General features: G+C 64.2%; 11 protein-coding genes and 1 tRNA gene. 11 read left to right on the forward strand and 1 reads right to left on the reverse strand.

All coding sequences use genetic code 11. From position 1 onward, the window contains the following. The first annotated feature begins 31 nt into the window (after nucleotides 1-31). The 11 genes from K3F49_RS18275 (at nucleotide 32) to K3F49_RS18325 (ending at nucleotide 14,332) form a co-directional block, all read left to right on the forward strand. The gene (locus K3F49_RS18275) at nucleotides 32-997 is read left to right on the forward strand and encodes a sensor histidine kinase (protein WP_234682338.1); all 966 of its coding nucleotides are present in this window, start codon (nucleotides 32-34) and stop codon (nucleotides 995-997) included. 230 nt (nucleotides 998-1,227) lie between these two features. Beyond that, nucleotides 1,228-2,964: a putative bifunctional diguanylate cyclase/phosphodiesterase gene (locus K3F49_RS18280; RefSeq protein ID WP_234682339.1), complete on the forward strand. Its 1,737-nt coding sequence runs from the start codon at nucleotides 1,228-1,230 to the stop codon at nucleotides 2,962-2,964. Nucleotides 2,965-3,270: 306 nt separating this feature from the next. After that, a complete protein-coding gene (locus K3F49_RS18285) occupies nucleotides 3,271-4,713 on the forward strand; it encodes a sigma-54 interaction domain-containing protein (RefSeq protein ID WP_234682340.1) in 1,443 nt (480 codons plus the stop codon). 178 nt (nucleotides 4,714-4,891) lie between these two features. Beyond that, nucleotides 4,892-6,076: a substrate-binding domain-containing protein gene (locus K3F49_RS18290; protein WP_234682341.1), complete on the forward strand. Its 1,185-nt coding sequence runs from the start codon at nucleotides 4,892-4,894 to the stop codon at nucleotides 6,074-6,076. Between the two features lie 163 nt (nucleotides 6,077-6,239). Beyond that, entirely contained in the window at nucleotides 6,240-7,016 is a 777-nt protein-coding gene (locus tag K3F49_RS18295; protein WP_234682342.1) for an ABC transporter ATP-binding protein, read from the forward strand. Then, nucleotides 7,013-7,735 (forward strand): ABC transporter ATP-binding protein, encoded by a 723-nt coding sequence (locus tag K3F49_RS18300; protein WP_234682343.1) that lies wholly within the window; start codon nucleotides 7,013-7,015, stop codon nucleotides 7,733-7,735. Before K3F49_RS18295 ends, K3F49_RS18300 begins: the two co-directional genes overlap by 4 nt. Continuing rightward, nucleotides 7,732-8,742, forward strand: coding sequence for a branched-chain amino acid ABC transporter permease (locus K3F49_RS18305; protein ID WP_234682344.1), 1,011 nt, complete (start codon nucleotides 7,732-7,734; stop codon nucleotides 8,740-8,742). Before K3F49_RS18300 ends, K3F49_RS18305 begins: the two co-directional genes overlap by 4 nt. Then, a complete protein-coding gene (locus tag K3F49_RS18310; RefSeq protein ID WP_234682345.1) occupies nucleotides 8,739-9,824 on the forward strand; it encodes a branched-chain amino acid ABC transporter permease in 1,086 nt (361 codons plus the stop codon). Before K3F49_RS18305 ends, K3F49_RS18310 begins: the two co-directional genes overlap by 4 nt. A gap of 184 nt (nucleotides 9,825-10,008) precedes the next feature. Beyond that, nucleotides 10,009-13,119 carry an EAL domain-containing protein gene (locus tag K3F49_RS18315; protein WP_234682346.1) on the forward strand — a complete coding sequence of 1,037 codons (3,111 nt, stop codon included), beginning with the start codon at nucleotides 10,009-10,011 and terminating at the stop codon, nucleotides 13,117-13,119. A 1-nt stretch (nucleotide 13,120) separates the two neighbouring features. Beyond that, on the forward strand, nucleotides 13,121-14,188 hold the full coding sequence (locus tag K3F49_RS18320; protein WP_234682347.1) for a sensor domain-containing diguanylate cyclase: 1,068 nt from the start codon (nucleotides 13,121-13,123) through the stop codon (nucleotides 14,186-14,188). A 67-nt stretch (nucleotides 14,189-14,255) separates the two neighbouring features. After that, nucleotides 14,256-14,332: transfer RNA gene (locus K3F49_RS18325), tRNA-Arg, on the forward strand. Between the two features lie 115 nt (nucleotides 14,333-14,447). On the opposite strand, the gene K3F49_RS18330 is transcribed toward K3F49_RS18325, so the two are convergent. Then, nucleotides 14,448-15,209, reverse strand: a complete 762-nt coding sequence (locus K3F49_RS18330) for a recombinase zinc beta ribbon domain-containing protein (protein ID WP_234682348.1) — start codon at nucleotides 15,207-15,209, stop codon at nucleotides 14,448-14,450. Nucleotides 15,210-15,257 lie beyond the last annotated feature (48 nt).

Raw genomic sequence — 15,257 nt, forward strand, 5'->3', positions numbered from 1 at the left:
TCTCGATTTTCGAACCGCAACCGGGCTGCGCATGAGGAAGCTGATCGACGAATTCAGCAAAGCCTGGCAGGGCGTGGCGCCGCCATCGCTCGGCCTCAGCATTGCGTTCGCGTTGGCCTGCCTGCTGGTTGCGACCGTGGCGCGCTGGGGGCTCGCGCATGTGCGCCCAGACGTCTTCTTCACACCGTACTTTCCGGCCGTGTTCTTCGCAGCCGCCTTCGGCGGCTTGCGGATCGGCGTGGTGACTGCGCTGGTCGGCGGCGTGCTCGGCGTCGTCGTGAATTTCGGCGATGCTTACGCCGATCGCGCGCGGTTCGCCCTGCTGACGCTCTATTGGGGCGTCTCCGCGCTGACAATCTGGGGCGTCGAGCATTATCGCACCATGCTGGCGGAGCAGCGCCGGATCTCCAAGCGCCTGATCGAGGAAGAGGACTATCGCAAGGTCCTGGTCGACGAACTCCAGCACCGGCTGAAGAACAAGCTGTCGACCGTTCACGCCGTGCTGCACCAGGTGCTGCACGACCAGCCGCACGTCTGGGCCCGGATCGACCCGCGGCTGCGCTCGCTGGCCGCGACCGACGACCTGATTTCGCGGATCGACAAAGCCGGCTGCGACATTCGCGATCTGCTGATCTCCGAACTCGGCCCTTACGGTCATGTCCGCTTCACCCTCAACGGCGACCGGCTGTTCCTGCCGCCGAAGCTTGCGGTGACGCTGTCACTGATGTTTCACGAACTCGCCACCAACGCCGGCAAATACGGCGCGTTCTCCTCACCTCGCGGATTGCTGCAGGTGTCATGGACCGTCAGCGACGATCGTCTCGCCATCACCTGGGATGAGACCGAAGGCCCGAGCGTCGACAAGATCTCGGAGCCCGGTTTCGGCACCAAGCTGCTGAAGTCGGCGCTAACCGCCTTCGACGGCAAGACCGAAGTCTCTTATTTGAAGACCGGGCTGCATTGCAACATGCAGTGTCGCATTCCCAAGAGCGAATGAGCTGCGACTGGTCGTGCCAGAAGCGAAACAGAACCGCACGCACCGCTCGGGCTTTTGCAGGCGCTGTTGACCTTCTGTTAATGACGATCGGCGGCGCACCTCGCAACGCCACAAGTTTCTCGCAAGACACCCCCGTATTTCTGCCGGCCCCTTAACCAAACCTAAGAGGGAACTGCGCATGATCGCGTGCATTGCAAACGCGCGCTGAAACAACAAGATTCATGACTTCTATGAACGACAATGCATATAGCAGCGCGAGCGAAGCCGAACTCGGATTCCTCAAGGAAATCGTTAGAATGCTGCCTGCCGGCCTGACCGTGCAGGACGCGCAAGGCAAGCTTCTCCTGGTTAACGATGTAGCGGCCGCGCAGCTCGGCATGGACGGCAGCCGCCCGTCGCCCGACCTCGCGCAGCGCCGCGAGGCCTGCGAGCGCGCGCTGAGGGCCGGACAGCCGGTCACCTCCGAAGAAGCGCTCCAGGACGGCGCCGCACGCCAGGTGCTGCTGACGACCCATCGACCGATCCAGCTCGACGGCCGCGAGCTACTGATCTCAGCCTCCGCGGATATCACCGAGCAGAAGAATTTCGAGGACCAGCTGTTTCGCTCGGCCTATTTCGACGAGCTGACCGGACTGCCCTCGCGGCGCGTGATCGAACATCGCGTCAACAGCCTGCTCGCAGGCGACCGCGGCGGCGAGCGTTTTGCACTCGCCTTTCTCGATGTCGACAATTTCAAGCATATCAACGATTATTACGGCCACACCGCTGGCGACGCGCTGCTGGTCGAGCTGTCGAAGCGGCTCGGCCGCGACCTGCGCGAATCCGACATGTTGTCGCGCATCTCCGGCGACGAATTCCTGCTGCTGCTCTCGCCGATCCGGAGCCAGGAGGAAGTCGCCGAATTCATGCAATCGACGCTGGAGCGACTGACCGCACCGTTCTTCATCGACAATTCGGAGGTCTTCGCTTCTACCTCGGTCGGCATCAGCCTCTACCCCGATCACGGCCGCAGCTTCGAGACACTGCGTCAGAACGCCGACATCGCGATGTACCGCATCAAGAATGACGGCAAGGGAATGGCCGCGTTCTTCGACGCCGGCATGGAGCGCGAGGCCTTGGCGCGGATGAAGATCGAGCAGTCGCTGCGGCTCGCCATCCTCGAAAAGCGCTTTTGCTGCGCTTTCCAGTCCAAGGTCGACATCCGCACCCAGACCGTGACGGGCATCGAGGCGCTGGTGCGCCTGCGCGACGACGAGGGCGTGATCCAGGCGCCGGGCTCATTCATCAATCTGGCGGGCGAGCTCGGGCTGATCGACGAGCTGACCCATCTCGTGCTGGCCGAGATCGTCAAGTCGATCGACCTTATCAACAACACTTTCGGCGCGGAAGCGACCATCAGCATCAACGTCGCCGCCAAGCAGGCCGGCAATCCCGAATTCATGCGCACCTTCGCGCAGGCGCTGGACGATACCGGCTTCCCCCAACGCTTCATGATCGAGGTGACCGAAGACGCCTTCGTCGCCAAGAGTCACTTCCAGTCGGAAATCCTGCCGATGTTCCGCAAGCTCGGTGTCGGCATCTCGATCGACGATTTCGGCACCGGCTATTCGTCGCTGTCGGCGCTGGCCGACATCACCGCCGACGAGATCAAGATCGACCGCTCCTTCATCACCGACATCCATAAGCGCCCGCGCAGCCAGGGCATTCTGCGCGCGATCGAATCCCTGAGCGAAGCGCTCGGTATGACCGTCATCGCCGAAGGCCTCGAATCCTTCGAGGAGCTCGCCTATCTCCAGGCCGCGACCAAGATCCGCTACGCACAGGGCTATTATTTCGCTCGCCCGATCTTCCTGGAGGAGCTGAAGCTCGCCACGCCCGCCTCGAGCGAGTCCCGCGCCAGCGTCTCAGCCCGCCCGATGCAGCAGAACCGCCAGGGCTATTCGCGGGCGAACGGGTATCGAAGGTAGTGCGACGCCAATATCTGCGTCGCCGCATTCAAGATAGCGCCGTCATCCTGAGGTGCGAGCCGTGCGGCGCAACGCGACGCATGGGGAGCCTCGAAGGATGTACGGCCGAGCTGCCAGCCGGGCCGTCGCCCTTCGAGGGCCGCTGAAGAAGCGGCCACCTCCAGCGACAACCGCTTCGCGGTTGCGCAGGGGTGACGGGGACATAGATCGCGCGAGCGGGCATCGGCGTTAACCCCGTCACACCGATTTCCCTTTGAAATTGCTGCGCTTTTGGTAAGAAGCAGGCGGACCTCCCCGAGGCACATTATGTCCACTGCTTCCTCCGACGTCAGCGATCCCGCCTATGTCCGCGCACGGGCAATGGTGACGCTGTTCGAGCGGCTGGAGCATCTGTGCGAGGGCGCGATCGCGATCGATCGCAGCGGGAAGGTCATCTACGTCAACGAGAAATACCTCATCTCGCTCGGCCTCAAGCAGGCCGCGGAAGCAATCGGCCGCCCGATCGAGGAGATCATTCCGAACAGCCTGATGCGGAATGTCGTCGAAAGCGGCGAGCCGATCCTGCTCGACATCATGGAGCTCGGCGGCGAGCAGCTCGTGGTGACGCGCATGCCGATCGAGGACGAGACGCGCAACGTCATCGGCGCGATCGGCTTCGTGCTCTATGACCACGTCGAAGGCCTGAAACCCCTGCTTGCCCGCGTCACCCAGCTCGAGAGCGATCTGCGGCTGGCGCGGCGGCAATTGTCCAACGCCCGCGCGGCGCGATTCACATTCGCCGATTTCGTCGGCGCGACGCCGGCAATCACTCAAGCCAAGGATTTTGCCAAACGCGCCGCGCGGCAGAGCGTGACCGTGCTGCTCACCGGCGAGACCGGCACCGGCAAGGAGCTGCTGGCGCAGGCCATCCACAACGCGTCATCGCGCGCGGAAAAGCCGTTCGTCAGCGTCAATGTCGCGGCGATCCCGGAGACGCTGATCGAGTCCGAATTTTTCGGTACCGCGCCGGGTGCCACTACCGGCGTCGACCGCAGGGGACGCGAGGGCAAGTTCCGCCTAGCCGACGGCGGCACGTTGTTCCTCGACGAGATCGGCGAGATGCCGCTGCAATTGCAGGCCAAGCTGCTGCGCGTGCTGCAGGAGCGCGAGATCGAGCCGCTCGGCTCGGACAAGATCACCAAGGTCGATGTGCGCGTCATCGCGGCGACCAATGTCGATTTGCGCAAGCGCGTCAGCGACGGCGCATTCCGCGCCGATCTCTATTACCGGCTCAACGTGCTGTCGATCGACCTGCCGCCGCTTCGCAAATGCCTCGACGACCTCCCGGACATCTGCGCGCGGCTGATCGAGGACATCGGTGCCTCCGGAGATTTCGTCAATGCCAGGATCACGCCGAGCGGATTGTCCGCGCTCGCGCGCTATGATTGGCCCGGCAACGTCCGCGAGCTCCGCAACATCCTCGAGCGCGCGCTGATCCTGAGCGATTCCGGACGCCTGACGAGCGACGATTTCGTGCACATCCTGTCGGTCGGCGCGGATGCGCACCCCGCAGCGGCGCAGCGGATGACGGGATCGGTCGTTCCCTATGCGGAAGCCGAGGCCGAATTCGAGAAGCAGACGCTCGAACATGCGCTCGCCGCCAGCAACGGCCAGATCACGGAAGCCGCGCGCATGCTGCGCATCTCGCGCGCGACCTTCTACAAGAAGCTCGCCAAGTTCGGCCTGGCCTCGGGATCACCGCCCGTCTGAGTTTCGAGACTGGACGTGTCCGAAGTCTCGGATTCCTGACACCGCGATACCGGCACGCGCGCGTCAACAGGCTGTCACATGCATCTCACGCTAGCTCCGCCGTAAGGTGGAATTGCAATGTCTGCACATGTGTGCAAATCGCTGTGATCAAGGCAGTCCATATTTTGGGAGGAACACCGTGCGTCGATCGCTCATTCTCACAGCAGCCATCATCGGCTTGACGGCGGGCAGCTCCGCGCGAGCCGATGACCTCAAGGTCGCGCTGATCTACGGCAAGACCGGCCCGCTCGAAGCCTATGCCAAGCAGACCGAAACCGGCCTGCAGATGGGCTTTGAATACGCCACCAAGGGCACGATGACGATCGACGGCCGCAAGATCGTCATCATCACCAAGGACGACCAGGGCAAGCCGGACCTTGCGAAGACCGCGCTCGCCGAAGCCTATCAGGACGACAAGGCCGACATCGCGATCGGCACGACCTCGTCGGCTGCGGCGCTCGCCATTCTCCCCGTCGCCGAGGAGAACAAGAAGATTTTGATCGTCGAGCCCGCGGTCGCGGACCAGATTACCGGCGAGAAGTGGAATCGCTACATCTTCCGCACGGCGCGCAATTCGTCGCAGGACGCGATCTCGAACGCGGTCGCGATCGGCAAGCAGGGCGTCACCGTGGCTACGCTGGCACAGGACTATGCCTTCGGCCGCGACGGCGTCGCCGCCTTCAAGGAGGCGCTGGCCAAGACCGGCGCGACGCTCGGCGCAGAAGAATATGCTCCGACCAACACCACTGATTTTACCGCCGTCGGCCAGCGCCTGTTCGACGCATTGAAGGACAAGCCGGGCCGCAAGGTGATCTGGGTGATCTGGGCCGGCGCCGGCAATCCGCTGGCAAAACTCCAGGACATGGATCCGAAGCGTTACGGCATCGAGCTGTCGACCGGCGGCAACATCCTGCCGGCACTCGCGGCCTATAAAGGCCTGCCCGGCATGGAAGGCGCGACCTATTACTACTACGACATCCCGAAGAACCCGGTGAACGACTGGCTCGTCGCCGAGCACAAGAAGCGCTTCAACGCGCCGCCGGACTTCTTCACCGCGGGCGGCTTTGCGGCCGCGATGTCCGTCGTCGCCGCCGTCACCAAGGCGAAGTCGACCGACACCGAGAAGCTGATCACGGCGATGGAAGGCATGGAGTTCGACACGCCGAAGGGCAAGATGGTGTTCCGCAAGGAAGACCACCAGGCGCTGCAGAGCATGTATCACTTCAAGGTCAAGGTCGATCCGAACGTCGCCTGGGCCGTGCTCGAGCCGGTGCGCGAGCTGAAGATCGAGGACATGGACGTTCCGGTCAAGAACAAGCGTTGAGCTTTCTTCCTTCACCTCTCCCGCTTGCGGGAGAGGCCGGGTGAGGGCTCTGACCTCTCGGGGAGTCTTCGTCGTGGAAGCACCCTCTCCCCTACCCTCCCCCGCAAGCGGGCGAGGGGGCGCTCCGTGATCGCGGATACATCCCAAACTCATCAGACTCTCAATGACGCTCGCTCTCGAAACCCGCGACCTCACCATCCGCTTCGGCGGCCATGTCGCAGTCAACAACGTCACCTGCACGTTCCGCCCGGGCGAGCTCACCGCCATCGTCGGGCCGAACGGCGCCGGCAAGACCACCTATTTCAACCTGATCTCGGGCCAGCTGCGCGCGTCCAGCGGCAGCATCCTGTTCGACGGCACCGACATTACCCAGCATTCCGCGCCGCTGCGGACCCGTGCGGGTCTCGGACGCGCGTTCCAGCTCACCAATCTCTTCCCGAACCTGTCAGTGGAAGAGAACGTCCGCCTCGCGGTGCAGGCGGCCAATGGCACGCATTACGACATGCTGCGGCCCTGGATGGTTCGCCGCGATCTGATCGCGCGCGCCGACGCCATTCTCGACCAGGTCGCGCTCGGCACCCGCCGCGGCGTGGCCGCGACCGCGCTGTCGCACGGCGACCAGCGCAAGCTCGAGGTGGCGCTGATGATCGCGCTGGAGCCGAAAGTGTTCATGTTCGACGAGCCGACCGCCGGCATGAGCATCGATGAGGTGCCGGTCGTGCTGAACCTGATCGCGCAGCTCAAGCAGGACAAGAGCAAGATCATCCTGCTGGTCGAGCACAAGATGGACGTGGTGCGCTCGCTCGCCGACCGCATCATCGTGCTGCATAACGGCCAGCTTGTCGCAGATGGCCCGCCCGCCGAGGTGATCGCCTCCCCGATCGTGCAGGAAGCCTATCTCGGCGTCGCACCCAAGACAATTGCAGAGGGGGCCGCATGACCGATCTCCTGAAGCTCTCCGGCGTGCACACCCACATCGGCCGCTATCACATTCTCCAGGGCATCGACCTCGCCGTGCCGCAGGGGCAGGTCACGATGCTGCTGGGCCGCAACGGCGCCGGCAAGACCACGACGCTGCGCACGATCATGGGTCTGTGGCCGGCCTCTGCCGGCGAGATCACGCTCGGCGGCGAACGCATCGAGGGTCGCGCCACGCCAGATATCGCGCAACGCGGTGTCGGCTATGTGCCTGAGAGCATGGCGGTGTTTTCCGACCTCACGGTGAAAGAGAATCTCGTCCTCGCCGCCCGCGACGGTCCGATGGACGACAAGCAGCTGGAATGGATCTTTGGTTACTTCCCGGCGCTGCGCCGGTTCTGGCTGTCGCGCGCGGGAAGCCTCTCGGGCGGGCAGAAGCAGATGTTGTCGATCGCACGCGCGATCATCGAGCCGCGCAAGCTCTTACTGATCGACGAACCGACCAAGGGACTGGCGCCCGCCATCGTCATGGCGCTGATCGAGTGCCTGAAGGAGATCAAGCGCAAGGGCGCGACGATCCTGCTGGTCGAGCAGAATTTCTTTGCCGCCCGCGAGCTCGGCGACAACGTGCTGGTGATGGACAACGGCACCATCGTCCACCGCGGCGAGATGGCGGCCTTGGCCTCTGACGTGCCGCTGCAGGAACGGCTGCTCGGCCTGAGCCTGGAGGCGCATCAGTGACTGACCTCGCCGCAACCGATCCGCTGCCGAAGCCGAAGCGCGATATCGCGCCGATCCTGCTGCCAATCGCGCTCGCGCTTGTCACGATTCCCCTGATCGGCTCGCCCAGCACCTGGCTGACGCTGACGGCGGCAAGCCTCGCGATGGGCATGATGATCTTCATCATGGCCTCTGGCTTGACGCTGGTGTTCGGCCTGATGGACGTGCTGAATTTCGGCCACGGCGCCTTCATCGCGGTGGGCGCCTACATTGCAACGCTGGTGTTCGCGCCGTTCGCAGCCTCCGTGCAGGCGGATTCGCTGTGGGTGAACCTTGCGGCGCTGGCGCCCGCAGCGCTGCTGTCGATGGCGGTATCAGGCGCCCTCGGCCTGGTCGTCGAGCGCGTGCTGATCCTTCCCGTGTACGGCCAGCATCTGAAGCAGATCCTGATGACGACTGGCGGCCTGATCGTCGCCGAGCAGACGCTCTATGCGCTGTGGGGGCCGCAGATCATCCCGATGCCGCTGCCGACCTCGCTGCGCGGCTCCTTCATCTTCGGTGACGTCGCGATCGCCAAATACCGCGTGCTGGCGACGCTGATCGGGCTTGCCGTCTTCATCGCGATCCAGCTCGTGCTCAACCGCACCAAGCTCGGCCTGCTGATCCGCGCCGGCGTCGAGAACCGCGAGATGGTCGAGGCGCTCGGTTACCGCATCCGCCGGCTGTTCCTCGGCGTGTTCATGACGGGCTCGGCGCTGGCCGGCCTCGGCGGCGTGATGTGGGCGCTCTATCGCGAGCAGGTCCACGCCTCCATGAGCGACGAGCTCACGGTCTTGATCTTCGTCGTCGTCATCATCGGCGGATTGGGCTCGATCGGCGGCTGCTTCATCGGCGCGATCCTGGTGGCGATGGTCGCCAATTACGGCGGCTTCCTGGTGCCGAAACTCGCCCTCGTCTCCAACATCCTGCTGATGGTCGCCATTCTGATGTGGCGGCCGCGCGGCCTCTATGCGGTGACCAGCCGATGATGATCCTGTCGGGCGATCCGCCGCGGAGCCGCGTACTCACGCTCGTTCTCGTCGTCATCATCCTGGCGCTGGCGGCGACGCCGTTCCTGTTCCCCGGGGCAAAAGCGCTGAACGTCGCGGCCAAGATCTGCGTGTTCGCCGCGCTGGTGGCGTCCTACGATTTGCTGCTCGGCTACACCGGCTCGGTGTCGTTCGCGCACACGATGTTCTACGGCATCGGCAGCTACGCGATCGCGATTGCGCTGTACGGGATGGGCCCGAACTGGGCCGCGGTCGCAACCGGCATCGTCGTCGGCCTGCCGCTGGCGGCGCTGCTCGCGCTCGCCATCGGCCTGTTCTCGCTGCGGGTCGCCGCGATCTTCTTCGCCATGATCACGCTCGCGGTCGCCTCCGCCTTCCAGGTATTGGCCTCGCAACTCTCATGGCTGACCGGCGGCGAGGACGGGCGCAGTTTCCAGCTCCCCGAGCTGCTCCGCCCCGGCACGGTGCTGATCTCAAAAGACCTGTTCGGCTTCGAGATCAACGGCCGCATCCTGACCTTCTACCTGGTGTTCGCCATCTCGGCCCTGATGATCCTCGCGCTGTTGCGCGTGGTGAACTCGCCGTTCGGCCGCGTGCTGCAGGCAATCCGCGAAAACCGCTTTCGCGCCGAGGCTCTCGGTTTCCGGACCGTGTTCCATTTGAGCTATGCCAACTGCCTCGCCGCGCTGGTCGCCGCCGGCGCCGGCATCCTCAATGCGCTGTGGCTGCGCTACGCGGGCCCGGACACCTCGCTGAGCTTCTCCATCATGCTGGACATTCTCCTGATGGTGGTGATCGGCGGCATGGGCACGATCTACGGTGCGATCATCGGCGCGACGATCTTCATCCTCGCGCAGAACTATCTGCAATCGCTGATGGGCGTTGCCTCCAAGGCAGCGTCCGAGGCTGGCCTGCCGCTGCTGCCGGGCTTGCTCCATCCCGACCGCTGGCTGCTCTGGCTCGGGCTGCTCTTCATTGCCAGCGTCTATTTCTTCCCGACCGGCGTGGTCGGACGGCTGCGCAATGGTGGCGGCGGCAAGAGCGCGGGCGCTTCGCATTAAGCTTCGATTAACGATGCAGCGCAGCGCGCCGTGCAGGCGGCGTACAACCGTGGCGCGATGTCCCGCAGTTCCCGCGTGGGTGGATATCCGTATTAATCCGCAACCGGTTTAAGCCATGGGTAACCGGCTTTCCTAAGCATTGCGCCACCTGTCCGGTGTAATTCTGTTCCTCCGGGGGAGTGGGATGCGCCAGGTTTTCGTACAGATGGCAGCTGCGATATTCTCGGCCACGAAAAGCGGCTGGGACGCTGCCATGCGGCGCGGCCCCGTGCTGTGGCTGACGCTCTCGGGCGCGTTGCTGGTCGCCGGCATCTTCGCCGTGACCGCAATGGCCGTCGGCGAGTTTCGCGAGAAGACACTCACCAACCGCGAGCGCGAGCTGGAAAACACCGTGCAGCTGATCGCTCGGCATTTCGATCAGCAATTTGAAGATTCCGACGTTGTCGCTGCCGATCTGATCGGGCAGATGCACCTGTCGGACATCACCTCGCCGCAGATGTTCCGCGAGCGCATGTCGGGGCCCGAAGCGAACCGGATGCTGCGGGGCAAGGTCAGCGCCGTGTCCTATCTCGGCGACATCGCGATCTACGATGCCGACGGCGAGATCATCAACTGGTCGCGCGCCGAGCCACTCCCCAAGATCAACGTCTCCTCGCGCGCCTATTTCCAGACCTTCAAATCGAATCCGATGTCGGAGCCGGTGCTGCTGGAATCCGTGCGCAGCTACCTGATCGGCAAATGGACCACGATCGTGGCGCGCCGGCTGACCCTGCCGGACGGCACTTTCCTCGGCGCGATGGTCCGGCGGATCGATCCTGACAGCTATCGGCGCTATTTCGCTTCGGTCGCTCTGGCCGATGGCGCCGCCATCTCGCTGTTCGACCGCGAAGGCGTGATGCTGGCGCGCTACCCGAATGTCGAATCGATGATCGGGACCAGCTACAAGACCGCGCCGCTGATGCAGAAGGTATTGACCCGCGGTGGTCAGCACACGCTGCGGGTCAAGAGCCCGGTCGACGGCGAGGAGAAGCTCGGCTCGGCTGCGTCGCTCACGCATTTCCCGCTGGTCATCGTCGCCACCAACACCACGTCGGCCGCGCTTGCCGACTGGCGGCAGCAGACCGGTTTCATGGTCACCACAGCGACGCTGTCAGCGGCCGTGATCGCGCTGATCCTCTTCATGATCATCCGCCAGATCAACCGGCAGAACCGCGAGGCCCAGCAGCGGCTCGAGGCGGAGCGGCAGCGGCTCGACACCGCCATGAACAACATGTCGCAGGGGCTGATCCTGTACGACGCCAACGGCTACATCGTCACCTGCAATCGCCGCTATGCCGACATGTTCGGCCTCTCCCACGACGTCATCAAGCCCGGCTGTCACATCACAGGGGCGATGGCCCATCGCAAGGAGCGCAACGCGTTCAGCGGTGACGTCGAGGCGTTTTGCGCCGGAGTCATGAAGGGCGTCGCCGAGGGCAAGGTCGCCACCAAGATACATCAATTGCCCAACGGCCGGGCCTTCCAGGTCATCAACACCCCGCTCGCGCAGGGCGGATGGGTCGCCACGATCGAGGAGATCACCGAGCGGCTCAACCTGGAGCAGGAGCGCGACCGCAACTACACGTTCCTCCGCGAGATCATCGATCACATCCCGTCGCAGATCACGGTGAAGGACGCCCGGACACGGCAATATTTGCTGATCAACAGCACTGCCGCAGAGCAATTCGGGCAATCGCGCGAAGCCATCGTCGGCAAGACCCCGTTCGACATCTACCCGATCGACACGGCGAAGCTCGTCACCGAAGACGACAGCAAAGCGCTGCAGACGATCGAGGGATTGTCCAAGGACGAACATGCCTGGCCGAGCCAGACCATGGGGCTGCGCTACATCACCTCGACCCGGATCGGGATCCGCGACAAGTCCGGCGAGCCGCGCTATCTCATCAATGTCGTCGATGACGTCACCGAGCGGCGGCGCGCCGACGAGAAGATCGCGCATATGGCGCACTACGATGCGCTGACCGACCTGCCCAACCGCACGCTATTCCGCGAGCAGATCGAGCGCGAGCTGGAGAAGGTCGCCGGCGGCGAACGGTTCGCGCTGCTCTATATCGACGTCGACGAGTTCAAGGGCATCAACGATTCACTCGGCCACCATGTCGGCGACGAGCTGCTGAAGGCGATCGCGGGTCGCATCCGCGCCTGCCTCAAGCCGGGCGATCTGATCGCGCGGCTTGGTGGCGACGAGTTCGCCGTGATCCAGACCAAAATCGAATCGTCCGCCGACGTGCTCTCCTTCGTGACGCGGATCCATGAAGCGATCCGCCGCCCCTATCACTGCCTCGGCCACCAGCTCTCCACCGACGCCAGCATCGGCATCGCGCTGGCGCCGCAGGACGGTGCCGACCTCGACCAGCTCATCAAGAATGCCGACCTCGCAATGTACGGCGCCAAGGCGGAAGGGCGGCGCACCTACCGCTTCTTCGTGCCGGAGATGGATGCGAGCGCCAAGGCCCGCCTCACCCTGGAGCAGGATCTGCGCCAGGCGCTGATCGACGGCGGCTTCGAGATTCATTATCAGCCGCTGGTCAATCTGCACTCGGGCGAAGTCTCCGGCTGCGAGGCGCTGCTGCGCTGGCGCCATCCCGAACGCGGCATGGTCTCGCCGGTCGAATTCATTCCGATCGCCGAAGATACCGGCCTGATCAACGAGCTCGGTGACTGGGTGCTGCGCACGGCCTGCAACGAGGCCGCGACCTGGCCGGCCCACGTGCGCGTCGCCGTCAACGTCTCGCCGGTGCAGCTCAAATGCGACACGCTGGCGCTGCGGATCGCGGGGGCGCTGGCCGCCTCCGGGCTCGAGCCGCGGCGTCTCGAGCTCGAGATCACCGAGGCCGTGCTGATCCGCGACGACGAGGCGGCGCTCTCGATCCTGCACCAGCTTCGCGCGATCGGCGTACGCATCGCGCTCGACGATTTCGGTACCGGCTATTCCTCGCTGAGCTATCTGAAGCGCTTCCCGTTCGACAAGATCAAGATCGACCGCTGCTTCGTCGTCGACATCGCCGATTCCAGCGGGTCGCCCGTGATCGTGCAGGCGGTGGTGAACATCGCCTCCGCCAGCAACATGACGACAGTCGCCGAAGGCGTCGAGACCGAAGCCCAGCGCGAGATGCTGCGCGCGCTCGGCTGCACGGAGATGCAGGGCTATCTGTTCAGCAAGCCGAAACCGGCGGCCGAGGTGCGCGGGCTGTTCGGCCCGGGCGATGCCATGCCTGTGGCGGCGGTGGCCTGATATGGCAAAGCTCAGCAAGTCTCCCGCCAAAGCCGTCGACGTTGCCGATTCCTACGCGGTGCGGCTGATGCAGCATTTGGTGGTGCCGACCTTCGTGATCGACCCGAAGCGCCGCGTCGTGATCTGGAACAGGGCCTGCGAGCGGCTGACCGGCGTTGCCGCCTCCGAGGTGATCGGCACCGGCAAGCACTGGCAGGCCTTCTACCAAACCAGGCGCCCTTGCCTCGCCGATTTGGTCGCGCTCGACCAGCCCGAACAACTGCCGGAGTTCTATTCGGAATATGCCGCACGCGGCCACAACGGGCTTGGCTTCAGCGCGGAGAACTGGTGCGTGATGCCAAAGCTCGGCAGCCAGCTTTATCTCGCGATCGACGCCGGTCCGATCCATGACGAGGCTGGCAACCTGATCGCGGTGGTGGAGACGCTGCGCGACCTCACCGACCAGAAGCGCGCCGAGATGGCGCTGAAGGAGCTCGCCACCAAGGACGGGCTGACCGGGCTGTCCAACCGCCGCTCCTTCGACCAGATGCTGATGACCGAATGGACGCGCGCGCAGCGGACGCAGAAGCCGCTCGCGCTGCTGTTCGTAGACGTCGATCACTTCAAGCTGTTCAACGACGAGCACGGCCATCAGTCCGGCGACGAATGCCTGCGCGAGGTCGCGCGCGTCGTCAGCCGCCATGCGGTGCGCCCGCTCGACCTGGCCAGCCGCTACGGCGGCGAGGAATTTGCGCTGATCCTGCCCGAGACGAGTTGCGACGATGCCTGCGCCATCGCCGAGGAGATCCGCGGCGCCGTCATGGCGTTGCGCATCGCCCATGGCGCCCATGGGGCCGGCAACCACGTCACCCTCAGTGTCGGCGTCGCCAGTCACATCCCCGGCGAAGCCGACGGCGCCCCCGACCGGCTGCTGGGTGCGGCCGACCAGGCGCTCTATGCGGCCAAACGGCTCGGCCGCAACCGTGTGGTCTGCTCGGAGCGGATCCTGGCCGAATTCGCAGGCCTCCGCCGGGACACGATGCCGGTTGGTGGTCGGGTTCCTGGCCTGGCCCCGCGCAAATCGGCCTAAAGCGCGACGATTGTCGCGGCCAGACCGGTTGCCCGCCCCTCGCCAATCGGCTACATCAACCGTCGCTGCACCCGTAGCTCAGCTGGATAGAGCGTTGCCCTCCGAAGGCAAAGGTCACACGTTCGAATCGTGTCGGGTGCGCCATTCAGTACAGAACTATGAACGCCAAACACCGCCGATTTCCCGCTCCAAGCGGCCACGAGCGTTCGCAGCAGTTCCGACTTCGATCCCATGATGCGAACCTCGCTATCCGCGACCTCTATGCGCTGCGCCAGAGCGCGTAGGTGATCCCGCCGATAGCCGCCGCCCTCAAGCCGCAATCCATCGCGAGCCCGGCTTCGATCGCATCGTAAAGCCGGTTGAGCCGCTGGTCGGTCTCCGTGATTCGCCGATTGAGTTCGGCCAGATGCTCACGACGGCGCTCTGTGCGCTCCTCCCGACGGTCAAGGAGATTGGCAAGAATGGTTTTTAAACGATCGGGTCGAAGCAACCGTTCTTCGAGATGGCTCGCGATCAAATCGTCAAGCTTGTCCATCGGGAAGATGCGGCCCTCGCAGCCGGTCTTGCCTTGGCGGGCTTTCGTCGAGCAGGTGTAATAGCGATATGTCCCGCCTGCGCTTCCCCTTCCAGTGCGGAGCGTCATGGCGCCGCCGCGCCGTTCGTTGAGATGGCAGGTGATGGCCTTGACGCCCAACGGGCCGGAATTGCCATCATCTTCAAGAAATAGCCGATAAATCAGCCGCACGGTGTCGGCGTGCAAGGGATCGATTTCCAGCTTCTTCTTGGTCTTCGATCCGCGCTGCTCGGCCGCGACAATGCGATAGCCGATCGGCGGCGGTGCTCCATTCCAGAAGCCTTGCCGCGCGTTTTCGTTCATGGCGCGCAGGACGTGCTTGGCGTTCTCCTTCGACTGGTATTCGTCGAACAGCGCCATGATCTGCCGCATCATGGCGGTGAAATGCAGAAAGCAGACCAGCCCTCGACGATAGACATGCAGGTAGCCAGAACTAGCAAGGTTCATATCACCTTGCTCAGCTCACGGACTGGAAGACGGCTGATGCTGTGTCCT

Origin of the sequence: Bradyrhizobium monzae (genome assembly GCF_021458635.1) — a bacterium.
GTDB lineage: Bacteria > Pseudomonadota > Alphaproteobacteria > Rhizobiales > Xanthobacteraceae > Bradyrhizobium.